A 23667-nucleotide genomic window follows, 5' to 3' on the forward strand; every position below is an offset into this window, starting at 1 on the left:
GTAGTCGGTCATGCCCGAAGGAGACACCGTCTGGCGAGCCTGCAAGCGGCTGAATCAGGCCCTTGCAGGGCAGGAACTCGTTCGCACGGACTTCCGGGTGCCTTCGTTGGCGACGACCGATCTGACCGGACGGACAGTGCTGGAAGTCGTTGCGCGCGGCAAGCACACTCTGATGCGGATCTCCGGTGGGCTCACGCTGCACAGCCACTTCCGGATGGACGGCAGCTGGCACCTGTACCGTCCCGGCGAGCGTTGGCGCGGCGGCCCCGACCACGAGATCCGTGTGGTCCTCGAAACCGCACCGTGGACGGCCGTCGGATACCGGCTCCCGGTGCTTGACCTCGTCGCCTCCGACAAGGAGGACACCGTTGTCGGGCATCTCGGCCCGGATCTCCTGTCGCCGTCGTTCAATCGCACACTTGCGATCTCGAACGTCGAGTCCGATCCCGGACGCACCATCAGCGAGGCGCTGCTCGACCAGCGCAACCTCGCCGGGATCGGCAACTTCTACCGCACCGAGGTCTGCTTCTTGCTCGGCTTGCACCCATGGCGCCCGGTCGAGGCTGTCGACGTCCCCGGCGCGGTCGACCTGAGCCGCAAGCTGATGAAAGCCAACGTCCGCAACGGCACCCAGGTCAGCACCGGCATCGACCGGCCGGGGCAACGCTCCTGGGTGTTCGAACGCGCCGGCAAGCCGTGCCGCCGATGCGGTACGACGATCCTCACGTCCTCCCTCGGCGAGCCGACCCGCGAGCGGGTCACGTACTGGTGCCCGGCCTGCCAGCCCGAAGCCTGATTCCTGTCGACATCGCCCTACCGAAATTGCCCTGTGGACAACGGCTCCGGAGGGAGTGAACACGGATACCTTCTCTGACGCATCGAACAACTGTTCGAGCGAAAGGAGATGGTGATGTGCGACAAGTGCGGTGGCCTGGACGACGAGCGGTACTCGCGACAGCTCGAGCGAAACATCCAGACGTACGGCTGGACGATGCAGTTCATCGAGGGCGACGGCGGGCGGAACCCTGCCTTCGGGTACACACTCGGCCTCAGCCTCTACCGGCATCCGGAGATCATCGTCTTCGATCCGGAGCCCTGCTACGCCTTTCTGGGGCTCAAGCCGCTCGCCTGGGCGGTGCTGGAAGGCGCGGTCTTCGACGAGGGCGACGACCTGTCCGGCTTCTTCCCGCCGCCGCACACCGCCGAGCTCCTGCGATTTCCCGACTCGGCGCACCATCTGTACACCGCCAACACGATGTTCCGGCGGCCCGGTCAGCCGCCGCTGCCCGCGCTGCAGCTCGTCTGGCCGACCCGGATCGCACTGATCCAGCCGTCCAGCAGTGGTTCGACCCCCAACGGAGGCGTCCGATGATCCGCGGCTCAGGCCGCGGCCACGACCTCGGGCTCGATGGTCGGATGCGCCAGCACCAGGGCCTCTTCGCGCGCCAGATCTTCGCTCACCTCGGCGAACACCGTCGACAACGGCACTTCCAGCGCCATGCAGATGGCCGCCAGCAACTCGCTCGAAGCTTCCTTCTGACCGCGCTCGACCTCGGACAGATAGCCGAGGCTGACGCGTGCGTCGGCGGATACCTCGCGCAGAGTGCGCCCCTGGCGCAGCCGCTTACGCCGCAGCACGTCGCCCAGCAGGCCACGAACCAGCACCATGAGGTTTCTCCCTTCCGCCTGTCCGGTCGCGTCTACTCGCACGGTAGCTCGACCGTAGGAACCAACGGTACCTGTTGCTGGGTCACTACCTCTCGCAATGTCCACCTTCGGTGCGCCGTGCCAGTCTGCCTTACCTGTCCCCATGCTGGTCCCAACACCCCGATCAGTCGAGTTCTTCCGCCACAAGTTCTGCTCCGAGTTCCAGGACGGCCTGCACACTCCCCCGGCGCACAGCTGCCCGATCACCGCTCAGCTGCAACTTCCGCACCTGCACCGAGCCTGGTCCGGCCGCGGCGACGTACACCGTGCCGGCCTCGACACCCGCCTGCGGGTCCGGTCCGGCCACACCTGTCGTCGCGAGCCCGTAGTCCGCCTCCAGACGCTCCCGCACACCGCTGGCCAATGCAGCAGCCGTATCCGGGTGCACCGGGCCCACAGCAGCCAGCAGCTCCTCCGGCACGCCCGCAAGCTTGGCCTTCAGGTCAGTCGCGTACACCACCACGCCACCCCGATACACAGCCGACACCCCCGGCACATCCGTCAGAACCGCCCCGACCATCCCACCAGTCAACGACTCAGCAGTCGCCAGCGTCACGCGACGTTCCAGCAACAACCCGACCAGTCGCTCAACCGCCACCTCGACCCCACCGCCCACGGCCACCTCCCGCTCCCAACACGCGCCAACTCGACACCCACCACCCAACACCACCCCCGCTGCCAACCCATGACACACCACCCACAACGCGCCACCCACCGCCGTCCCCCTCGACCATCCCGGAGGCCCATACAACTAACAACACAATCCGCAGAGGCACCCACGCGAACGGAGGCGTGGCGAGGTTCGGTCGAAAGTACGAAGCCGCTGACCCACATCCGACAAGAAGCTCGAGAATTCCTGAAGCTGGGCGAGGGTGCGTGGCTAGACTCGTTCGAATGCCGGAGGCGACTGGTGGGAGCGTGAAGGGCGGGGTGCGCGGGCGTACTCTCGCGCAGGTCTATCGGCGGTTCGGTGAAGGCGATGCGCTGAAGATTTCGCCGCTGTACGCGCGCATGGCGATCGCGCTGAGTGAGTCACCTGAAGCGCTCCGAGTGATCGAGAACGCGCCGCCACGCCGTCGGCATCCGACGGTCATCCTCGCCGCGCTCCACGACCTCGCCCTCTCCGGACAGGCCTCAGACCTAGCCGCCGCCTTCGCCACCGCAAACGCCACCGCCGCCACATCAGGCGCGGATGGGGTGGATGTGGTTGGGGCGGTGGGGGTTGGGGTGGTCGAGCGGGTTGGGGAGTTGGTCTTGGGGGTTGGGGCGGGGCGGAAGGTTCGGGGGGATGAGGGTGGGCGGCATGCGGTGTTGTATCCGGCTGTTGCTGAGGTGGCGCGGCGGGTTGGGGCGGCGTCGGTTGGGCTGATTGATGTGGGGCGGCCGGCTGGGCTGAATCTGACGGTTGATCGGGTGGGGATCTCGTATTCCAGCGGGCAGTCGTTGGGTGACTCGGGCTCCGCGGTGCAGGTGTCGGCTTCGGTTGTGGGTGATGGGCTCGTGCCGCTACTAGCGGTGCCGGAGGTTGCGGCTCGGATCGTGGTTGATGTTGATCCGGTTGATGTGACTGAGGTGGACGAGGCGCGTTGGTTGCGGGCCTGTGTGCCGCCGGATCAGGTGGAGCGGTTGGCGAGGCTCGAGGCGGAGTTGGCGTTGGCGGCGGCGGCTCCGCCGGTGCTGGTGCGGGGTGGTGTCGTTGACGTTCTGCCGGAGGCGCTCGCGTTGGTGCCTGACGACGTACTCCCGGTGGTGATCACGACCTGGGCGTTGTCGGGGCTGGATCTCGAGGGGCGGTTGCGGTTCCTGCAGCGGCTCGACGAAGCGGCGACCCGGCGGCCGGTGGCGTGGGTGTCGGTCGAGGGGGTTGGAGTCGCGCCGGGGATGCCGACGTTCGGCGATCGGCGGGCTTCGGGGCACAGCATCATCGGTTTGGGCGTGTTCGATCACACGTCGCTGCATGCCACGGCGGTCGGGCGCTGCTGGCTCCGCGGCGAGATGCTCGCCTGGCTGGCCGACGCGTAGACCCACCCGCCAGTCCACTGCTCGCCGGACCATCGCTCGCCGATCAAGCAGTGACCAGGGTTATGGGAGGGGGCGTTTGGCCGCGGCTCTTAGGCGGAGGGCTCGGGAGAGGTAGTCGAGGCCGGTGACGAGGGTTACCAGGACGGCGGCGGCCATGATGGCTACCGCGGGCCAGTGGACCAGCGCCAGGTGTTGCCATGGGAGGAGGTAGAGGCCCAGGGCTACGGCTTGGAGAACCGTCTTCAGTTTGCCGCCTCGGCTGGCGGGCATGACGCCGTGGCGGATGACCCAGAAGCGGAGGGCGGTGACGCCCCATTCGCGGACCATGACCACGATGGTGACCCACCAGGGAAGTTCGCCGAGGTACGAGAGGCCGAGGAAGGCGGCGCCGGTGAGGGCCTTGTCGGCGATCGGGTCGGCGATCTTGCCGAAGTTCGTGACCAGGTTCCAGCGGCGGGCGATGTCGCCGTCGAAGCGGTCGGTGACGATGGCGACGACGAACGCGGCGGTCGCGAGGAGGCGGTCCCCGGTCGTGTGGCCGCCGTCGCGGAGCAGGAGCCAGACGAACAGCGGTACCAGGACCAGGCGGAGGACCGTGAGCGCGTTCGGCACGTTCCAGGCGCTGGGCGCGTGGAGATGGCCGCCGGCTGCGTGCGGCGCCGGGTTCGTCTCCGGGTTGGTCACGCGGTCAGGTTAGCTGCCGGGCGGGCGTCTGGGGCGTTCACGAGTGCCGCGAACTCGGCGATCAGGTCGACGCCGTCGTTCGACACCACCTTCGCGGAGACCAGATCCCCGACCCGGATCCCGTCCGGGAGGCCGGTCACCGTCGTCATCCCGTCCACCTCGGGCCCCTGGTGCGCCGCACGACCCTCAGCCGTGCGACCGGCCACGACCCACCCGGTGGACCCGAGGTCGGCGTCGGACTGCGACGCGGCCTCAGCCGCGTCAGAGTCGCCGGAGTCCGTCGAGTCGAGGGACTCGATGAGGACCTCCAGGAGTTCGCCGATGCGGGATTCAGCGCGGGAGGAGGTCAGGTCCTCGGCGAGGCGGGTGACGCGGTCGAGGCGGTCAGCGATGGTGTCCTCGTCGAGTTTGCCGTCGTACGTCTCGGCCTCGGTGCCGTCCTCGTCGGAGTAGCCGAAGACGCCGATCGCGTCCAGGCCGGCGCGGGAGAGGAAGTCGCAGAGGATGTCGACGTCCTCTTCGGTCTCGCCGGGGAAGCCGACGATGACGTTGCTGCGGATGCCGGCGGTCGGGGCGGCGGCGCGGACCTGGGAGATGAGTTCGAGGAAACGCTCGGAGTCGCCGAAGCGGCGCATCCGGCGCAGGAGCGGGCCGGAGGCGTGCTGGAAGGACAGGTCGAAGTACGGGACCACGCCGGGGGTGGCGGTCATCGCGGTGATCAGGGTGGGGCGCATCTCGGCGGGCTGCAGGTACGAGACGCGGACGCGGGTGATGCCGGGGACCTGGGCGATCTCGCCGACCAGGGTCTCGAGGAGGCGGAGGTCACCGAGGTCCTTGCCGTAGGAGGTGGAGTTCTCGGAGACCAGGAAGAGTTCCCGTACGCCGTTCTCTGCCAGCCACTCGGCTTCGCGGAGCACCTCGGCCGGACGGCGGGACATGAAGGCGCCGCGGAACATCGGGATCGCGCAGAACGCGCAGCGGCGGTCGCAGCCGGAGGCGAGTTTCAGCGGCGCCATCGGGCCGCCGTCGAGGCGACGGCGCATGACGCGAGGGCCGCTCGCAGGCGCGGTCGCGAGATCGGGGGCGTCGATCTTCAACTCTTCCGGTGCACCGGTGACGAAGCGACCTTTGAGTTCGCTAGGAGCGTCTGAGGTGGTGCCTACCGGCCGGAGCGCCTCTGGGATGTGGTCGCCGTGGCCGGGGATTGCTACGCCGGAGGTGGTGTGGCGGTCGGCAGGGGCGAGTGGGAGGAGTTTGCGGCGGTCGCGTGGTACGTGGGCCTGGTGCTTGGTGCCGGCGAGGATTGCGCGGAGGCGCTCCGAGATGTCGGTGTAGTCGTCGAAGCTGAGGACGGCGTCCGTCTCCGGGAGAGCGTCCGCGAGCTGCTCGCCGTACCGCTCGGCAAGGCAGCCGACCGCGACGACGGCCTGCGTGCGGCCGGAATCCTTGTAGTCGGCCGCCGCGAGCAGCGTGTCGACGGAGTCCTTCTTCGCGGCCTCGACGAAGCCGCAGGTGTTCACCACCACCGTGTCCGCCTCGGCGGCGTCGTCGACCAGCTGGAATCCGCCGGCTTCGAGCCGGCCGGCCAGTTCCTCGGAGTCGACATCGTTACGGGCACAGCCCAGCGTGACCAGGGCGACGGTGGTGGGTGGCGTAGTCATCCCCACGAGTATGACGCGCTGTGCACGTCCGTACCTAACTCAGAAGCTCGATTACTGGTTGCCGGTGGTCTTGCTGAGGGTGCCGTTCGGGTGCGCGGTGAACTTGTAGAGCTTGGTGGGGATCCGTTTGCCGTTGAGCACGACGACGAGGTTGCCGGGGTTGCCTACCGTCACGCGGATGTCGCCGGCGCTGGTGACGGACTGCGCGATGCCCGGGCTGAGGCGGCCCTGGAAGAGGCGACGATTCTTCCTGTCCCGGATCGTCAGGTACGTGCCGTCGCCCGTCGCCGTCAGTCGCAGCGCGGTCATCAGAGCGGGCGGTTTGGCGGACGTCGGCTTCTTGGTGGGCCGCACCGTCGGCTGCGGCGATGCCTTCGGGGTCGGCGTCGTGACCGTTGCCGTCGTGGTCGCGGTCTTGGACGCGTTGGCCTCGATGTCGCTGGGTAACGTGAACAGCCGCACCATTCCCCAGCCCATCAGGATGACCAGGATCGCGCCGACCACGAGAGCCCAGCGCGGGCGGGCCGGGCGGAGGGTCGGGGCCTTGGCCGCGGCGCGTTCCTCGCGCCGGGATTTCTCCTCCTCGACGGCGTGTTCGGCGTCGAAGGCGGCGAGCAACGGAGCGGGGTCGGCCTTGACCACGCGAGCGATCGACCGGATGTGCCCACGGGCGTAGAAGTTCCCGCCGCAGCGGGAGAAATCGTCGGCCTCCATGGCGATCAGCAGCCCGGATCTGATCCGGGTGGCGGCGCTCAGTTGCTCGATCGTCATGTCGGCCCGTTCGCGGGCCGCCGTGAGCTCGCTGCCGATGCTCACGTCCCCACCATCCTCTCCTCGTCCGACCTGTTCGCGCGGACCATCGACAGCCGGTGCATCGATATCAACACAACGACATCAACTCAACGGCTTGGGTTCGACGGGGTCACGGACGAGTCAGAGCTGTTCTCTGACTGGGCACCTGGTATCGGCCAGCATGTGCAGTGCCTGCACCACTTCCCCGTTGGACGGCCGAGCCGTCAACCCGAACGGTATCGCGAGTGAGGATCCGGTCAGGCGGCGGTTGGCATCGGTTGTCTTGCGGGTCGAGCTCGGCATCGCACCGAGCACCGGCCCAGGATCCTGCAGGTGTACGGCGATCCGCCCGTCGTCGAGCGGATGCCGGCGCTGCAGCACCGTCACCTCTTCGATGTCCTCCCACCGGGTACCCACCCATTCGCTGCCGATGCGCAGCCGGATGCCGACGTCGTCGGCGACCAGCATGTCCCCCACGGTCAGCGCGCGGGCGCACACCACGGCGAGTACGGCGAACGCGGCCGCCACGATCCAGCGCAGGATGCCGGCCGGACTCGAGGACGCGGACGCCGCGAAGCCGATCGCGACCAGCGCCGCACCGACGGCGAGTCCGCCGTGCACCCGCTGCGAGGCGCGAACGGTGAACGGCACGGGCTCGGGGTCGACGTCGAATCGGTCCTGCCTGGGCAGTGCGCTCGCGGCGGTCACGGTCTCACTCTCCTCGGAGGGTGGTGATGAAGTCCTCTAGGTCGTCGGGCTTGACCAGGACGTCCCGGGCCTTCGAACCCTCGCTGGGACCGACGACGCCGCGGCTCTCCAGGATGTCCATCAGCCGGCCGGCCTTGGCGAAGCCGACGCGGAGCTTACGCTGCAGCATCGACGTCGAGCCGAACTGGGTGGAAACAATCAGTTCCGCCGCCTGCACCACCAGGTCCAGGTCGTCGCCGATCTCGTCGTCGAGGTCCTTGCTCGGCCCCGGTGCCGCGGTGACGTCCTCGCGGTACGTCGGCTCCAGTTGCGTCTTGCAGTGTTCGACGACGCCGTGGATCTCGGACTCCGTCACCCACGCACCCTGGATACGCATCGGCTTGCTCGCGCCCATCGGCAGGAACAGACCGTCACCCTGACCGACCAGCTTCTCCGCACCGGGCTGGTCGAGGATGACCCGGCTGTCAGCCAGCGACGAGGTCGCGAACGCGAGCCGCGACGGCACGTTCGCCTTGATCAGACCGGTGACGACGTCCACCGACGGCCGCTGGGTGGCGAGCACCAGGTGGATACCGGCGGCCCGGGCCAGCTGGGTGATGCGGACGATCGAGTCCTCGACGTCGCGCGGGGCGACCATCATCAGATCGGCGAGCTCGTCGACGATCACCAGCAGATACGGGTACGGCGTCAGCACGCGCTCGGATCCCGGTAGCGGCTTCACCTTCCCGCCACGGACCGCCTTGTTGAAGTCGTCGACGTGCCGGAACCCGAACGCCGCGAGGTCGTCGTACCGCATGTCCATCTCGCGGACGACCCACTGCAGCGCCTCGGCGGCCTTCTTGGCGTTGGTGATGATCGGCGTGATCAGGTGCGGGATGCCCTCGTAGTGGTTCAGCTCGACCCGCTTGGGGTCGACCAGGATCATCCGCACCTCGTCCGGCGTGGCCCGCATCAGGACCGAAGTGATCAGCGAGTTGACGAACACCGACTTACCCGAACCGGTCGCGCCCGCGACCAGCAGGTGCGGCATCTTCGCCATGTTCGCGACCACGAACCCGCCCTCGACGTCCTTGCCGAGGCCGGCCACCATCGGGTGATGGTCGTTGCGGGCCGTTGCGCTCCGAATGACGTCGCCGAGGCTGACGATCTCCTTGTCGGTGTTCGGGATCTCGATACCGATCGCGGACTTGCCCGGGATCGGCGACAGGATCCGGACGTCGGCCGACGCGACGGCGTACGCGATGTTCTTGGACAGCGCGGTGACCTTCTCGACCTTCACCGCGGAGCCGAGCTCGACCTCGTACCGGGTGACTGTCGGGCCGCGGGTGTAGCCGGTGATCTGGGCGTCGATGCCGAACTGCTCGAACACCTCGGTCAGCCGGTCGACCACCGCGTCGGACGCCTTGGTCCGGGCCTTGTGCACCGAGCCGGGCTTGAGCATCTGCCCGTCGGGCAGGGTGTACGTGATGTCGCCGGACAGGCTGAGCTGCTCGACCCGCTGCGGCAGCGGCGTGTGCGGCGGCGGCTCGGGGGCCGGTGCCGGCGGCTTGCTCGGGGCGGGCGCCTCGAAGGCAGGCTCGACCGCGGCCGCGGAGGGTGCGTCATCAGAGACGTCGTACGCCTCCTCGACGACCGGCTGGGCCTTCGCCTTGCGGCCGCGCTTCGGGGTCTCCTCGAGTACGGGTGAGTCGTACGGCTTGATCGTCGGCTCGCCGTCCTCCTCGAGCTCGGCCTTGGCGCGTCGCTGCTTGCGGGTCAGCCGGACCGTGTCGTCGGTCGGAGCCGCGATCACGGACGGAGCGTCCTCGGGCAGCTCGGTCCGTCCCATCAGTACGTCGAACGCCGCCCGGAACCTCAGTGGGATCGCGTAGACCGGCGTACCGGTGATCACCAGGGCGCCGAAGATCGACAGGAGCACGAGCAGCGGCGCGGCGACGTACTGCGTGAGCAGGTCCGAGAGGAACGACGAGACGAAGTACCCGATCGCGCCGCCGGCGTCACGCAGCGGTCCGTCGGCCGGGTTGCTCGGCCGCGGGAGGCCGTTGGCGATGTGGATCAGGCCCAGTACGCCGAGGCACACCGCGGTCCACCCGATGACCTGACGGCCGGCAGGGCCGTTGCGGTCGGGGTGACGCAGTGTGCGGATCGCGATGACCACCAGCATCAGCGGCAGGGCCCAGCCGAGCATGCCGATGCTGCCGCCGACCACGGTCCGTACGCCGTCGCCGACCGAGCCCGGGAGGTCCCACCAGATCGCGGCGGCCACGACGACCGCCAGGCCGATCAGGAACAGGCCGGCGCCGTCACGGCGATGCTCCGGCTCGAGCTCACGGGCACTGTGGCCGATCCCCCGCACCATGCTGCCGAGCAGGTGCGCGATACCGATCCAGACCTTCACCACCCCGCGGCAGAGCGCGAGCATGGCGGCCGCGAACGGGCCCGGTCCGCTGTTTTTGGGCGTGCTGGTCCGCGCGGCGGTGGATCCACCGCGCTTCGAGCTTTGCCCTCGCTTCTGGGCGCCTGACGGACGGGAGCGTCCACCGGCAGCCGAACGGGCCGTGCTCGGCCGTTTAGCTGCCGACTTCTGCGCCCGCGCCGGGGAAGACGTGCGGGTCGCCATATTGATCAGGCTACCCCGATTACCCCTTGAGTCCCACGTGTCACACGCCGATCACGCTGCCCCATCCGTGGCGTCACGAAACGTGTGTTCGCCGTCGCAGCCGCCCCAGGTGCCACAACACGACGTACCACGCGAGCGCGGCCAGGCCGCCGGAGACGAGGCCGGACAGCACCAGTCGTACGGCGGTCTCCCCGGCGAACTCACCGTCCACCCGGCCGAGTTCTACGACCGCACCGACAACCCCGAAGAGCACCAGGGCGCCGAGCACGAGGTATCTCACCCAAGCGGGCACACCAGCTGTGACTGCCGCTGGCGCCGTACGGCGGTACCAGCGGTAGAGCCAGATCGCGAGGACGAGGCAGCCGCCGACTGTACTGACGTACTGGAGGATGCGGTTCACCTCCCACGCTCCCGTGACCTGTGCCCGAAAGAAGCCTGGAAACTGGCGGACGAAGTACCCGTCCCAGTGAGTGAAGGAGTCCCAGAGCACATGGGTCAGCGCGCCCACGACGGCCGAGACGACTGTCCACAGCAGGAAGGTGGCACTGAGTCGGTCCGGTGCAGGTAGGCGCGCGGCAAGCGCAGGTGGCGCGAGAGCCGTCAGGGGTCGCCTCAGGACCAAGTTGAAGACTGCGAGGAGCACGAGCGCCAGCAACGGGTCCAGCCAGAACGCCGAAGTGAACTGGTGGGTGAGCGTCAGCGTGAAGTTGCCGTTGATCCGCTGGGTCGCGATCCGGTAGATCGGGTCGACGTACAGCAGGTCAGGCGCTACCGCACCGGCCACCAGGGCTGACGCCACGAAGGGCCGGCGGACTAGCGGGAGCACAGCCGCAGGGTGGGCGAGGGTGAACGGCACCCCCGCACCTTAGAAGCCCTGAAGGTCGTCGTTACGCGCCTGTGGTGCCGTCGAGTTGCTCCCGCAAGAGGTCGGCGTGGCCGCAGTGGCGGCCGTATTCGCCGATGAGGTGGATGTAGATCATCCGCAGCGTCGACTCGGTGCCCTTGAACGTGAAGCGCTCGTCCAGCGAGTGACCGGCGGCAACGTCGTCAGACAGCTTCCACTCGGCGATCAGACCGTCGTACGCCGCCTGCGCGTCAGCAGGGTCGATCAACTCGAAGTCCGCGTCCTTGCCTAGCTCCGGCGCGAACAGCGGCTCTGCGGGCTCGTCGGCGAAGTGGATGCGGAACCAGATCCGTTCGACCTTGGTGAGATGCCGGATCAGGCCGAGCAGCGACAGGTTGGACGGCGGCGACGGCCGTTCCGCCAGCTGCTCAGCGGTCAGCCCTGCGCACTTGAAGAGCAGCGTGGTGCGGTAGAACTGCAGATAGCCGTGCAGCAGTTCCGCCTCAGGTGCGGTCAGCGAGCCGTCCGGTCGTTCGACGGCAGGTGCTCTCCAGGTCACTCGACTTCCTCACCCTGTTCGATACTGTCCCACGATGTGTGCAGTCATCTCATCACATGAGATAGCCACTGGCGGTGCCCGTAGCCCGTTCGTTACCGTTCTCGGCAGGTCATGAGTGTCAGCGACAAGCCCCGGCTAGCTGGCCGGCAACCCTCCTCCGCGGTGGGGTGCCCCGGGTGAAGACCAGGCCGTGCGGATACCCCGTTCGGCAAGTGCGGACTTCCCTGGGAGCAGCATCATGTCGATCCTGTCCATTCTCGAGCCGGCCAGTACGACGACTCCGCGGCCGGCGATCGCCCGGCTCGCGACCGGCAGCATCCCCGCCACGGTCGGGTCGGACCTCCTGGTCCCGCTCGCCGACGGCCGGGTCACCGACTACGCGAACTTCGACCACGGTGCGAGTGCGCCGTGTCTGGAGTCCGTCCGGGCCAGTGTCGAGGCCGCGCTGCCGTCGTACGCGTCGGTGCACCGCGGCAACGGGTACGCCTCGCGGATCACCACCCAGTGGTACGAGCGGGCGCGCGCCGAGGTGCACGCCTTCGTCGGGGCGCGTGCGGACGACCAGGTGATCTTCACCCGGCAGACCACCGACGCCCTGAACCTGCTGGCCCGTGCGGTGCCGGCGGACGCGACCGTGATCGTGTTCGAGTCCGAGCACCACGCTGCCCTCCTCCCCTGGCCCGGCGACCGGACCGTGCGGCTCAATGCGCCGTCGAGCGCGGCCGAGGCCGTGACCCGTGTCGCCGACGCACTCCGTCAGGCGCCCGAGGGCCCGCGGCTCGTCGTCATCACCGGTGCGTCCAATGTCACCGGCGAGATCTTCCCGATCGCCGACATCGCCAAGGTGGCCAAGGCGCACGGCGCGCGCGTTTGCCTGGACGCCGCGCAGCTCGCCCCGCACCGCCCGGTCGACATCGCCACCCTGGACGTCGACTGGGTCGCCTTGTCCGGTCACAAGCTCTACGCGCCGTACGGCGCGGGTGCGCTGATCGGCCGCTCCGACTGGCTCGACGCCGCCGACCCGTACCTGCACGGCGGCGGCGCGACCCATGCCGTCACCAGCGACACCGTGGTGTGGACGACCGGTCCGGCCCGCCACGAGGGCGGCTCCCCGAACGTCATCGGGGCCATTGCGCTGGCGAGCGCCTGTGCCGCGATCAGCAAGCACCGGGACGCGATCGAGCAGCACGAGCGCAGCCTGCTGGCCCGTCTGCGCACCGGCCTCACCCAGATCCCAGGCGTCACGACGTACTCGATCTTCGGTGAGGACGCGGACCGTGTCGGCACCGTCTGTTTCACGGTCGCCGGTCTGACGTCGACGCTGGTGTCGGCAGCGCTGAGCGCGGAGTACGGCATCGGTGTCCGGGACGGCAAGTTCTGCGCGCACCCGCTGGTCGGTCACCTGCTGGCGAACTCCCCCGAGCACGGTACGGCGGTCCGCGCCAGCCTCGGCCTCGGGACGACCCGTGAGCACGTGGACCGGCTCGTCGACGCCGTACGCACGCTGGCCACCAGCGGCCCGCGCACGGAGTACACGGAGAGCGCGAACGGCTGTCAGCCGGCCGACGATCCCCGCGATCTCCAAGCGCCCCGCATCTGGTGAAGCAGCCCTCCTACTGCTCAGGAGGTACGAGACCTACATGGTGAGCAGCGAACGCCAGTAGGTCCGCCCACTCCGCCGCGATCATCGCGGCGGGCTTTCCGAAGCCATGGCCGGTGTTGACCTCGACCCGAGTCAACACAGGCCGCGGACCGGACTGGGCATGCTGCAGCGCCGCGATGAACTTGTGGCTGTGCAACGGAACCACCCGGTCGTCGTGGTCACCTGTGGTCACGAGAGTCGCCGGGTACGCCGTACCGTCGCTGACGCGATGCAGTGGCGAGTACGCCAACAGGTCCTCGAACTGCTCCGGATCGTCGGGCAGACCGAAGTCGGACGCCCACGCCGCTCCCACGGTGAACAGGTGGAACCTCAGCATGTCCAGGACACCCACACCGGGCAGGGCGACGGCGAACAGGTCCGGCCGCTGCGTCATGACCGCGCCGACGAGCAGTCCGCCGTTGCTGCGGCCGTGGACTGCCAGCTGCTCCGGAGTGGTCACGCCGGTGTCCCGCAGGTGTTCAGCGACCGCGATGAAGTCGTCGAACACGTTCTGCTTGTTCTTGAGCCGTCCCGCGTCGTGCCACTCGGACCCGTACTCACCGCCGCCACGCAGGTTCGTGATGACGAGTACGCCGCCTGCAGCAAGCCAAGCCGGCCAGCCGGGGCGGTAGTCGGCCTCGACTGGGATGCGGAACCCGCCGTACCCCCACATGAGGGTCGGACGCGGCGCATCGAAGTCCAGGTCGGATCGGGTGATCAGGAAGTACGGCACGTCGCGGCCAGGAGCGATCCGGCGTGTGACGGTGACCTGCGGCGGTGCGAACCCAGCAGAACTGTCAGCGCCGCGGACCAGCTGAGGCAGTGCGCGTACGTCGCCTGACCCGGTCGAAACGGCGTACGACAGCGTGGGGTCGGTTGTCGTCGACAGCCCGATGAACAGCTCGTCGTACTCCGCTCCAGCGTTGAGGCCGACCACTCCCCCGCCAGGTACGTCGACAACACGCTGGCCGGACCCGTCCAACGCGTAGAGCGTCAGCACCGGCTGCGCGTCCACGAGCGTCAGCGTGGCCAGGCCGTCCGCAGTACCGCGGACTGCCTGCAGCGTCGATTCCCCCTCCGGGATGAGGTCGGTGAACTCGCCCTCCAGCGTCGAGAGCACCACACGGCCGCGCGACGCGTCCCGGTCGGTCCGCAGTACCAGCTGGTCGCCAGACATCCGTACGAACGCGATCTCGTCCACGAACTCGTCGACGACCTTCACCGGCTCGCCCAGCCCGTCCGAGCTGACCGGGTACACCCAGAGCCGGGTGGCCGGGTCCGTGCCTTCGAAGATGTGGACAACCAGGTACCGGTCGTCGTCGGATACCTCGGGCGTGACGAAGTACTGGTCATGGCCCGGGAAACTCAGCACCAGCTCGTCCTCGGACTGGGACGTGCCGACCCGGTGCAGCATCAGCCGCCCACCACCCAGCGACGCCGTCTCGGTCCCCTCGCTGCGCCCACTCGCCGGGTAGTGCAGATAGAGGTACGCCGAACTGTCCGGAAGCCACGTCGCCTCGCTGAACTTGGCCTCCGACACCACATCGTCGACCGGCGTACCAGTGGCGATGTCGAGCAGCCGGAACGTCGTCCAGTCGCTGCCGCTCTCGTTGATGCCGTACGCGAAGTACTTCCCGTCAGGGCTGACGGTGAACGACCCGAGCGAGTCGGTGCCGTCCTCGGAGAGGGTGTTCGGGTCGATCAGCACGCGGCCGCGGGACAGCAGCTCGTCGAGCGAATCGGCAACGTAGATCACGTCCTGTGCCTGCGTGCCGTCGTTGCGGCCGACGAAGTACCAGCCCGCCTTCTTGACCGGTACGCCGGCGCGTGGGCGCGCGAGGATCGCGGCCATGGTGGTCTGGAACCAGCCACGCTCGGAGTAGCCGGCCAGCTCGGCCTGCGTGTACTCGTTCTGCCGGCTGACCCAGTCCTGGGTGTCGGCCGAGTCAGGGTCCTCCAGCCAGCGGTACGGATCGGCGATCTGGTGCCCGTGCAACGTCTCGACCACCTCGTCGCGACGGCTCTCCGGATAGGTCATGCTGACAAACCTAGCTGGTGACGGTCACACTGCGAGCGTGAATAACGACCTGCTCCTGGGTGCCGCTGCGGTGGCCGGTGAGCGGGTGCGCCTCGACGTACTGCAGCAGGTCGTTGGCCTACCGCCCAACGACTTTCTGGACGCCCTGGACGCGCTGGTCCGTGCTGGCGCTTTGGTCGTCACGGCGGGCGAGGCCTGGTTTGCCGACGAGTCCGTACGCCGGGACGCCGAGGGACGGCTGCCCCTGACCGACCGCGCCGACCTGCACCGCCGTACAGCCGAGGCCGTCGACGCACCGGCCGAGGTCCAGCGGCACTACTCCGCAGCCGTCGCAGTGACACCGGATCCCCGAGAACGAGCGCGGCTGCAACTCAACCTCGCAAAGGCAGCCGTCCGCGCCGGGGACCTCCCGGCAGCACACGTGGCCGCCCAGGCGGCGGTCGCGACCGCACGCACCTTGCAGGACCTCGATCTGCTCGCAGACGCAGCAGTGACGTTGGAGCCGATCGGCCAGTCCGCGTGGGACGGCGACATCCACCAGTGGTGCACCGAAGCGCTGGCCGCCCCCAGCCACTCAGCAAGGACCCAGGTCCATCTGCTTGCCCGGCAGGCACAGGCAGCCATCTACCTCGGCCGCTGGTCAGAGGCCTCGGCTGCGAGCAGCGAAGCGCTCTGCCAAGCCGAGAGCATTCAAGGCGACGACCTGCTCGTCGAGGCACTCACTGCACGCCAACTCGCCACCAGCGGACCGGACGACGTCGACGAACTGACCACCGCAGCCCGCCGCATGATTGAGCTCGGTACGTCGACTGGACGCGCCGAGATCGAGCTACGCGGACGCCTGTGGCAGGTGGACGCGCTGTGGTACGCCGGCGACCTGGCAGCGATCGCAGCCGAGACAGGGCGACTCGCGAGCTGTGCTGGTCGTGTCAGCGGTCCGCACGGCCGCTGGCACGTGCTGCTCACGCGGGCCTCGCTTGCACTGGCCAGGGCCGAGTTCGAGGACGCCGAGTCCCTGCACGACGACGCACTCTCTGGCTTCCGGGAGATCGACCACCCCGCGGCGCATGGTGCTCAGGTCGCGTTCCAGATGGTGCTCGGCCATCACCGCGGTCACACCGAGGCCCTGCTGAGCCCCGCGGTCTGGCAGTTCGGGACGGATGTCCGTTGGGACCTGTCCGCCCGCCTGGCTCGTGCGTTCGTCCTCGTGGATGCAGGTCGGTTCGACGAAGCAGCTGCCGCCTACGAACGCTGCGGACGCCCGGAGTCCTGGCAACCGATGCGGGCCGCCGAGCTACTGATGGACGCCATCGCAGCACGAGTAGCGGCCGCACTCGGCCGCACAGACGACGTACGGCTCCTCCGTGCCCGGTTGGAAGCCCGCCGCGGCCGGTACGTCGTCGGCGGCGCCGGCGCGACCAACTTCCTCGGTCCGGTCGAACTGGTGCTCGGTGCATGCGCTGCCGCGCTGAGCGACTGGGATGCGGCCGCTGCAGACCTCCAGATGGCCGGTGCGCTCAGCCGGTCGATCGGTGCGCCCGGCTTCGCGGTCGAGGCCGCCTGTCTGCTGGCCGAGGTGTACGAGCGGTCCGGTGATTCAGCGCAGGCCCGTGCCCTGGCCGCCGAGACGCTGCCGCTGGCCAAAACGCTAGGAATGACGCCCTGGATCCGCAGATTGACGCCGACAGACCCGTTGAGTCAGCGCGAGCGAGAAGTCGCCGATCTGGTCGCCAAGGGCCTCAGCAACCGCGAGATCGCCGCTGCACTGGTCATCTCCGAACGAACCGCGCAGAACCACGTCCAGCACATCCTGACCAAGCTGGGCTTCGCCAATCGCACCCAGGTGGCCGCCTGGGTGAGTAAGGGATGAGCAATTCGGACGATGCGCCGCGCCCTCGCGCGGCGGACGCTGAGGACCATGACGCGACACGACCAGACCGGCGCCGACCTCGACCTGTGGGACCAGGTCACCAGGACCTACTTCACTGAGCGCCTGGGCACCGTCCCAGACCACCGCACCGAGGCAGCAAGCACAGCACCAGGCGTGCACCTGTATGTCGACCCCGTCTGCCCGTACACGTGGGTGGTGGCCTGCTGGCTGCGCGAGGTCGCCCAGCACCGCGACCTCGATCTCCGCTACCACGTGATGAGCCTGCTCATGCTCAACGAAGGCCGCGACGACACCTACAGCCGGCAACTCGACGCGTCGACAGGCCCGTCCCGGGTGGCGACCGCAATCGTCGTACACCACGGCCCCACAGCCTTCCAGACCTGGCACAGTGCCTTCGGCAACCTGATCTTCGACCACTGGCGCTACCCGACGCCGACGGAGTACCGCGACGCCTCAGCAGCAGCCCTCACCGAGGCCGGACTGCCCGCGAAGCTCGCGGACACGGCCGGCACCACGGAGTACGACGAGGCACTGCGCCGCAGCCACGACGAAGGAACTCGTGCGGTCGGGATCGACGGCGGTACGCCGGTTGTCCACATCGACGGGACCGCCTACTTCGGACCGGTCCTGAACGCGGTCCCCCGTGGCGACGACGCGCTGCGCCTGTTCGACGGCGTACGGCTGCTCGCGGGGTGTCCTGACTTCTACGAACTGAAGCGCACGCGAACCACACCGCCCGATGTGAGCTACCGTCCGATCGAGGGGAAGGCACCGTGATGAACGACGATGACCTGTGGGCCGCGATCGATGCTCAGCGCCTGCGCACCGCCGACCTGCTGGCAACGCTGGCGCCGGCCGATTGGTCGCACCGCTCGCTGTGCGACGGCTGGACTGTGCGCGACGTCGCCGGCCACCTCACCCTCCAGCAGATGACGATCGGCAACGTCCTCCGCCTCGCGATCAAGCATCCGGGAATCCACAGCCTCAACTGGATGATCCAGACCTCCGCCCGCGACCAGGCGGCCCTGCCGACCGAACAGCTCATCGCCGAGATCCGCGGCATGATCGGCTCCCGGCGGCACAACCTCGGCGTCACCCCGCGAGAGACGCTGATCGACATCGTCGTCCACGGACAGGACATCGCGATCCCGATCGGCCGGTCGCTCGCCGTACCGCCGGAGATAGCGGCGACGGCGGCCTCGCGTGTCTGGGAGTGCCGGGGCACGCGACTGTCCAAGGTCTTCAAACCAGTGCCGTACGACGGTCTGAGACTGGTCGCAGACGACATCGACTGGGCTGTCGGCGACGGGCCGGAGCTCCGCGGTCCCGTGCTGTCGTTGCTCCTGCTACTCACCGGCCGTCGCGTCGTACTGCCACAGCTCGTCGGCCCCGGCGCGGAAGTCCTACAGCGGGTATGACGTCGTACTCACCGGGTCCGGCGGGCGGCATCCCGCACAGGCGCCGGAGCCCGGTGAGCACGACTGGCCCTCACGGATGGGCCGGGGTGATGTCCTTGCTCCAGAGCACCGCGCCGAACAGGTTCCGCAGCGAGACCGTGAACACGCCGGTCCGCGGGTCGATCCGGGTGTGCCCGAAGAACTGGTTGCCGGCAGCGGGTGACTGGCTCGGGAAGTCGGCCGCCTTCGAGAACACGACCTCCGGGCCGAACGTGTTGTCCAGCGCGTTCGGCCCGAACGTCCCGGCGTTGATCGGCCCCGCGACGATCTCCCAGAACGGATCGAAGTCGGTGAACGCAGCACGCGCCGGGTCGTAGTGGTGCGCGGCACAGTAGTGCACGTCGGCGGTCAGCCAGATCGCGTTGCGGACCTTGCGCTTCTTGAACTGGCTGAGCACCCAGGCGATCTCGTGCTCACGACCACCGGGCGCCCCCGGCAGACCGTTCGCGACCGCCTCGATCAGGTCGCCGTCCGGGACGAGCAGGCCGAGCGGCATGTCGCTGGCGATCACCTTCCAGGTTGCCCGCGACGCCGCGACCTCACGGACCAGCCAGGCGGCCTGCTCGGCGCCGAGCATCGCCACCGGCCCGACCGTCGACGGCACCGGGTTCGCGCCGCGGAACGTGCGCATGTCCAGGCAGAACACGTCCAGCTGCGGACCGTAGCTCACCTTGCGGTAGATCCGGTCCCGCCCGCCGACGTGCTCCATCGGCAGGTACTCGAGGAACGCCTTCTTCGCCCGCGCCGCGAGGACGTCGACCCGCTTCTCGGTGTACCGGGCGTCGGTGATGATCTCGCCCGGGTACCAGTTGTTCAGCGTCTCGTGGTCGTCCCACTGCGCGACCAGCGGTACGTCGGCGTACAGCGAGCGCACGTTCTCGTCGAGCAGGTTGTACTTGTACCGGCCGCGGTACTCGGCCAGCGTCTCGGCGACCTTCGACACCTCCTCGGTCACCACGTTCTTCCACACGGTGCCGTCGGCAACTTTCAGCTCGGCCTGGATCGGGCCGTCCGCATAGATGTTGTCGCCGGAGTGCAGGAAGAAGTCCGGCCGGGTGTCGTGCATGGCCTTGTAGGCGATCATCCCGCCGAGCTCGGGGTTGATGCCGTACCCCTGGCCCGCGGTGTCGCCGGTGAACACGAAGGACACCGGTTGGTTGCGCCCCGGCGTACTGAACGAGCCGTCGAGCGTCTGACCGATCCGGCCGTTCTCGTCCTCGAAGCCGAGCCGGTAGTCGTACCGCTGCCCCGGCCGCAGACCGCGCAACGGGAGCCGCGCCGTGAAGTCGTCCGCGGCGTCCGTCTTCGGGCCGCGCAGGCAGATCGCCTTGTCGAACCGGCCGTGGCTGGTCAGCTGGACGACCAGCCGGCCGGGCCGGTCGGCGCGCGACCAGACGACGGCCGAGTTCGGCGTCACGTCGGCGCTCGCGATGCCGGACGGCAGCACGGCCCGGTCGCGACGGATGAGGTTCGGCCCCGCAGCGGCGACGCCCGGTACGGCGAGGGACGCACCAGCGACGGTTGACGCGGCAAGGAGTTGGCGGCGACTCAGTTTCATGACCCGAAGGTGCTCCCCGCTGATGACTGGCAGGTGAAAGCCGGGCGAACTGAGCCTCAAATCACCTCCGCATCCCGGACAGCGCCTTGCGTGCGACTACCCGGCGTGGTTCCGTTGAAGACCTCAGCACCTTCTCGTGACGCTGCCCCGGACCTGGTAGCGCATCAACCGATGCACTATTGGAACGGGGCGCTCCCATGTCATCGCTTCTCGCCGAAGACCGCGACCCCCTGCGGGCACAGAACAAGTACACGAACCTCTACACCGACCTGCTCCGGACCGTCCGCGAACTCGGACTGCTCCGGCGGCGTCGCGGGTACTACTTCACCCGGATCGGCTTGGTGCTGACGGCCTTCGCGGCCGTCTGGGTCGGCGTCGGCCTGCTCGGCAACTCCTGGTTCCAGCTCCTGATGGCAGGCGCGCTCGCGCTGGTACTCACGCAGGTCGCCTTCCTCAGCCACGACAGCGCGCATCGCCAGGTCTTCGACTCGGCCGCGTGGAACGACTGGACCGCGCGCCTGCTGGCCGGTGGTCTCGTCGGGATGAGCGCCGCGTGGTGGAAATCGAAGCACAGCCGCCACCACGGTGCGCCGAACCAGTTGGGGAAGGACCCGGACATCGCTATCGGGGTCATCGCGTTCACGCCTGAGCACGTCGGCAGACGTAAGGGCTTCCAGGCCTGGCTGACCCGCCGCCAAGGCTGGCTCTTCTTCCCCTTGCTGACGCTGGAAGGCCTGAGCCTGTACGTCTCGAGCATCCAGCACCTGTTCCGCCGGGGAGCGAGCACGGTCGACCGCATCGAGGCCGCGATCGTGGTCAGCCGGCTCGCCGGCTATCTGACCGTGCTGTTCCTCGTGCTGCCGATCGGCAAGGCCGGAGCGTTCCTCGGGCTGCAGCTCGCCGTCTTCGGCGTCTGCCTCGGCGGTTCGTTCGCCCCGAACCACAAAGGCATGCCGCTGGTACCGAAGACGATGAAGCTCGACTTCCTGCGCCGCCAGGTGCTGATGTCGCGCAACATCCGCGGCGGCGTGTTCACCGACTTCGCGATGGGCAGCCTCAACTACCAGATCGAGCACCACCTGTTCCCGAGCATGCCGAGCCCGACGCTGCGCAAGGTCCAGCCGATCGTCCGCGAGTACTGCGAACTGCACGGAGTGAAGTACACCGAGGTCAGCCTGTTCACGTCGTACAAGATCGTGGTCGGGTACCTGAACAACGTCGGTCTGCGCGCCCGGGACCCGTTCGACTGCCCGCTGGCCTCGCAGTACGGCCGATAGCACTTTGCCAACCCGACCTCGTCGAGTCACGTGTCCGCACGCCCGACGTTGCATGAGGTCACTAGGCTGACCGGCGTGACAGCCCAGCAGCAGTACGTCAGCCTCTACACCGATCTCCTGCAGACCGTCCGCGACCTCGGTCTGCTGAGGCGGCGGCAGGGCTACTACGTCACCCGGATGAGTATCGTCCTCGGTGCCCTGCTCGCGGTCGTCGCGTGCATGATCCTGCTCGGCAACTCCTGGCACCAGCTCTGGCTCGCCGGTGCCCTGGCGCTCGTGCTGGTGCAGGTGGCGTTCCTCAGCCACGACAGCGCCCACCGGCAGATCTTCCACTCGAACGCCCGCAACGACTGGACCGCGCGGATCCTCGCCGGCTGCGTCCTCGGAATGAGCGTCAGCTGGTGGCGCAGCAAGCACAACAAACATCACGCCGCCCCGAACCAGGCGGACCGCGACCCCGACGTACAGCTCAAGGTGCTCGCCTTCACGCCTGACGCTGTCGTCGAACGCGGGCCGGTGGGCCGCTGGTTCGCCGCGCGCCAGGGCTGGCTGTTCTTCCCGCTCCTCACGCTCGAAGGCATCGGCCTGCACGCCTCCAGCCTGACGCACCTCCTCCGCCGCGGCGCGACCCGCGCGGACCGCGTCGACGCCGCTGTCGTCGCGTCGCGGATCAGTGTGTACGTCGCCGCGCTCTACTTCCTGCTGCCGCCCGGGAAGGCCACCGCGTTCCTCGGTCTGCAGCTCGCCGTGTTCGGGGTCTTCCTCGGCGCCGCGTTCGCCCCGAACCACAAGGGGATGCCGATCGTGCCGGCCGGGATGAAACTCGACTTCCTCCGCCGCCAGGTGCTGACGTCGCGCAACATCCGCGGCGGCGTCCTCACCGACTTCGCGATGGGCGGCCTGAACTACCAGATCGAGCACCACCTGTTCCCGAGCATGCCGCGACCGACGCTGCGGCGGGTCCGGCCGATCGTCCGCGAGTACTGCGAACTCCACGGCATCGCGTACGCCGAGGTCGGCCTGTTCGCGTCGTACCGCGTCGTCGTCGACTACCTCAACAACGTCGGCCTCCGCGCCCGCGACCCCTTCGACTGCCCCCTAGCCGCCGAACTGCGCTCTGCGGGCGGGCCCTCAGCTGGGCGGCGGGATCTCGCCTGAGCCGCGGATTGTGAGTTTTACCGGGACGCGGACCGTGCGGCCGGGGCGGTGGGGCTCCGGGAGGCGTTCGGTCATCAGTTGGATCGCCGTGCGGGCCATCACGTCGGCGGACTGTGCGACCGCGGTCAGGCCGGGGCTGAGGAGGTCGCCGAGTGCCAGGTCGTCGAAGGACACCAGGGCTACCTGGTCCCGCCGGCCGGCGAGGCCACGCAGTACCTCCGCGGTGGTCATGTTGTTCGCCGACAGCAACGCTGTGGCCGGCTCGGAGCGGTCGAGGACGGCCGAGAGCGTGATGCCGATGCCCTCGGTGGTCGGCTCCGACAGGTGCACCAGGTCCTCGTCGACGGTGATCCCGTGCCGGGCCATCGCCGCCCGGTAGGCCACCACCCGCTCGCGGGCGGTGAAGATCCGCTCGTCGTCACCGAGATAGGCGATCCGGCGGTGACCCTGGCGGACCAGGTGGTCGATCGCCTGGTCGATGCCGCCGGCGTTGTCCGCGAGTACGGCGTCGGCCTCGATCCCGTGCGCGGGACGGTCGATCGTGACGACCGCCATCCCGGCGTCGACATGCGGCGCGAGGTACTCCTGGGTCTCCCCGATCGGCGCCATGATCAGCGCGTCCGGGCGCCGGGCGACGAACTCCAGGCAGACCTCCCGCTCCCGCTCCGGGTCCTCGTCGGTCAGGCCGATCATCACGACCGAACCCGACGAGCGGGCCCAGAGCTCGACCGCGCGCCCGAGCGACGCGAAGAACGGGTCGCCGATGTCGCGGATCACCACCGCGATCGTTCCGGTCTTGCCGCGGCGCAGCATCCGGGCGGACTCGTTCGGGGTGTAGTTGAGCTCCTTGATCGCGGCCTGGACCTTGGCGGTCAACTCCGGGCTGACGTTCGGTTCCTCGTTCACCACCCGGGACACGGTCTTCAACGCGACCCCGGCCCGGGCGGCGACCTCCTTCATCGTGGGCCGGCGCTGGCCCGTCCCGTTCACCCCGCTGACACTCATCGCCGGCCCACCCTTTCGTCGTCGCGCAGAGGTTACACCGGGTG

General features: G+C 68.7%; 21 protein-coding genes and 1 riboswitch. Of the genes, 9 read left to right on the forward strand and 12 right to left on the reverse strand.

What is annotated here, in order from left to right; genetic code table 11:
• The first annotated feature begins 10 nt into the window (after positions 1 to 10).
• A complete protein-coding gene (locus ACLJOO_RS14580) occupies positions 11 to 796 on the forward strand; it encodes a DNA-formamidopyrimidine glycosylase family protein (RefSeq protein ID WP_410787606.1) in 786 nt (261 codons plus the stop codon).
• A gap of 114 nt (positions 797 to 910) precedes the next feature.
• On the forward strand, positions 911 to 1372 hold the full coding sequence (locus ACLJOO_RS14585; RefSeq protein WP_410787607.1) for a DUF4262 domain-containing protein: 462 nt from the start codon (positions 911 to 913) through the stop codon (positions 1370 to 1372).
• Between the two features lie 8 nt (positions 1373 to 1380).
• Here the strand turns inward: ACLJOO_RS14585 and ACLJOO_RS14590 are convergent, their stop codons facing one another.
• Both ACLJOO_RS14590 and ACLJOO_RS14595 read right to left on the reverse strand, forming a co-directional pair.
• Complete coding sequence (locus ACLJOO_RS14590) at positions 1381 to 1668, reverse strand: helix-turn-helix domain-containing protein (protein WP_130379674.1); 288 nt, start codon at positions 1666 to 1668, stop codon at positions 1381 to 1383.
• A 163-nt stretch (positions 1669 to 1831) separates the two neighbouring features.
• Positions 1832 to 2305, reverse strand: a complete 474-nt coding sequence (locus tag ACLJOO_RS14595; RefSeq protein WP_410787608.1) for a CinA family protein — start codon at positions 2303 to 2305, stop codon at positions 1832 to 1834.
• Positions 2306 to 2601: 296 nt separating this feature from the next.
• Between ACLJOO_RS14595 and ACLJOO_RS14600 the strand changes: the two genes are divergently transcribed.
• On the forward strand, positions 2602 to 3729 hold the full coding sequence (locus tag ACLJOO_RS14600; protein ID WP_410787610.1) for a DUF2332 domain-containing protein: 1128 nt from the start codon (positions 2602 to 2604) through the stop codon (positions 3727 to 3729).
• Between the two features lie 60 nt (positions 3730 to 3789).
• Here ACLJOO_RS14600 and pgsA read toward each other — a convergent pair whose 3' ends face one another.
• From pgsA to ACLJOO_RS14635, 7 genes are all read right to left on the reverse strand, one after another.
• Positions 3790 to 4413, reverse strand: a complete 624-nt coding sequence (gene pgsA / locus ACLJOO_RS14605; RefSeq protein WP_410787611.1) for a CDP-diacylglycerol--glycerol-3-phosphate 3-phosphatidyltransferase — start codon at positions 4411 to 4413, stop codon at positions 3790 to 3792.
• Positions 4410 to 6074 carry a 30S ribosomal protein S12 methylthiotransferase RimO gene (rimO, locus tag ACLJOO_RS14610; RefSeq protein ID WP_410787613.1) on the reverse strand — a complete coding sequence of 555 codons (1665 nt, stop codon included), beginning with the start codon at positions 6072 to 6074 and terminating at the stop codon, positions 4410 to 4412. The genes pgsA and rimO overlap by 4 nt, the downstream gene beginning before the upstream one ends.
• Before the next feature lie 51 nt (positions 6075 to 6125).
• Positions 6126 to 6890, reverse strand: a complete 765-nt coding sequence (locus tag ACLJOO_RS14615) for a helix-turn-helix domain-containing protein (RefSeq protein WP_410787614.1) — start codon at positions 6888 to 6890, stop codon at positions 6126 to 6128.
• A gap of 117 nt (positions 6891 to 7007) precedes the next feature.
• Positions 7008 to 7574 carry a hypothetical protein gene (locus tag ACLJOO_RS14620; RefSeq protein ID WP_410787615.1) on the reverse strand — a complete coding sequence of 189 codons (567 nt, stop codon included), beginning with the start codon at positions 7572 to 7574 and terminating at the stop codon, positions 7008 to 7010.
• Positions 7575 to 7578: 4 nt separating this feature from the next.
• Entirely contained in the window at positions 7579 to 10194 is a 2616-nt protein-coding gene (locus ACLJOO_RS14625) for a DNA translocase FtsK 4TM domain-containing protein (RefSeq protein WP_410787617.1), read from the reverse strand.
• 73 nt (positions 10195 to 10267) lie between these two features.
• Complete coding sequence (locus ACLJOO_RS14630; protein WP_410787618.1) at positions 10268 to 11050, reverse strand: DUF4184 family protein; 783 nt, start codon at positions 11048 to 11050, stop codon at positions 10268 to 10270.
• 31 nt (positions 11051 to 11081) lie between these two features.
• Positions 11082 to 11597 (reverse strand): DinB family protein, encoded by a 516-nt coding sequence (locus ACLJOO_RS14635; protein ID WP_410787619.1) that lies wholly within the window; start codon positions 11595 to 11597, stop codon positions 11082 to 11084.
• Positions 11598 to 11704: 107 nt separating this feature from the next.
• A riboswitch (SAM riboswitch) is annotated at positions 11705 to 11818 on the forward strand.
• 17 nt (positions 11819 to 11835) lie between these two features.
• Between ACLJOO_RS14635 and ACLJOO_RS14640 the strand changes: the two genes are divergently transcribed.
• Positions 11836 to 13200, forward strand: a complete 1365-nt coding sequence (locus tag ACLJOO_RS14640) for an aminotransferase class V-fold PLP-dependent enzyme (RefSeq protein ID WP_410787620.1) — start codon at positions 11836 to 11838, stop codon at positions 13198 to 13200.
• A gap of 10 nt (positions 13201 to 13210) precedes the next feature.
• On the opposite strand, the gene ACLJOO_RS14645 is transcribed toward ACLJOO_RS14640, so the two are convergent.
• Positions 13211 to 15277 carry a prolyl oligopeptidase family serine peptidase gene (locus ACLJOO_RS14645; protein ID WP_410787621.1) on the reverse strand — a complete coding sequence of 689 codons (2067 nt, stop codon included), beginning with the start codon at positions 15275 to 15277 and terminating at the stop codon, positions 13211 to 13213.
• Between the two features lie 37 nt (positions 15278 to 15314).
• Between ACLJOO_RS14645 and ACLJOO_RS14650 the strand changes: the two genes are divergently transcribed.
• From ACLJOO_RS14650 to ACLJOO_RS14660, 3 genes are read left to right on the forward strand one after another with little or no spacing between them, the layout of a single operon-like run.
• Positions 15315 to 17147, forward strand: a complete 1833-nt coding sequence (locus ACLJOO_RS14650) for a LuxR C-terminal-related transcriptional regulator (RefSeq protein ID WP_410787622.1) — start codon at positions 15315 to 15317, stop codon at positions 17145 to 17147.
• 48 nt (positions 17148 to 17195) lie between these two features.
• Positions 17196 to 17945, forward strand: coding sequence for a disulfide bond formation protein DsbA (locus ACLJOO_RS14655; RefSeq protein WP_410787623.1), 750 nt, complete (start codon positions 17196 to 17198; stop codon positions 17943 to 17945).
• Positions 17945 to 18586 (forward strand): maleylpyruvate isomerase family mycothiol-dependent enzyme, encoded by a 642-nt coding sequence (locus ACLJOO_RS14660; protein WP_410787624.1) that lies wholly within the window; start codon positions 17945 to 17947, stop codon positions 18584 to 18586. The genes ACLJOO_RS14655 and ACLJOO_RS14660 overlap by 1 nt, the downstream gene beginning before the upstream one ends.
• A 70-nt stretch (positions 18587 to 18656) precedes the next feature.
• Here the strand turns inward: ACLJOO_RS14660 and ACLJOO_RS14665 are convergent, their stop codons facing one another.
• Positions 18657 to 20183, reverse strand: a complete 1527-nt coding sequence (locus tag ACLJOO_RS14665) for an alkaline phosphatase D family protein (protein WP_410787626.1) — start codon at positions 20181 to 20183, stop codon at positions 18657 to 18659.
• A gap of 197 nt (positions 20184 to 20380) precedes the next feature.
• On the opposite strand from ACLJOO_RS14665, the gene ACLJOO_RS14670 reads away from it, so the two are divergent.
• On the forward strand, positions 20381 to 21460 hold the full coding sequence (locus ACLJOO_RS14670) for a fatty acid desaturase family protein (RefSeq protein ID WP_410787627.1): 1080 nt from the start codon (positions 20381 to 20383) through the stop codon (positions 21458 to 21460).
• 75 nt (positions 21461 to 21535) lie between these two features.
• Entirely contained in the window at positions 21536 to 22618 is a 1083-nt protein-coding gene (locus ACLJOO_RS14675; protein WP_410787628.1) for a fatty acid desaturase family protein, read from the forward strand.
• On the opposite strand, the gene ACLJOO_RS14680 is transcribed toward ACLJOO_RS14675, so the two are convergent.
• Positions 22592 to 23623 (reverse strand): LacI family DNA-binding transcriptional regulator, encoded by a 1032-nt coding sequence (locus tag ACLJOO_RS14680; RefSeq protein WP_410787629.1) that lies wholly within the window; start codon positions 23621 to 23623, stop codon positions 22592 to 22594. The genes ACLJOO_RS14675 and ACLJOO_RS14680 overlap by 27 nt on opposite strands.
• Positions 23624 to 23667: the final 44 nt, after the last annotated feature.

The organism is Kribbella sp. C-35 (assembly GCF_046549195.1).
Taxonomy (GTDB): Bacteria; Actinomycetota; Actinomycetes; order Propionibacteriales; family Kribbellaceae; genus Kribbella.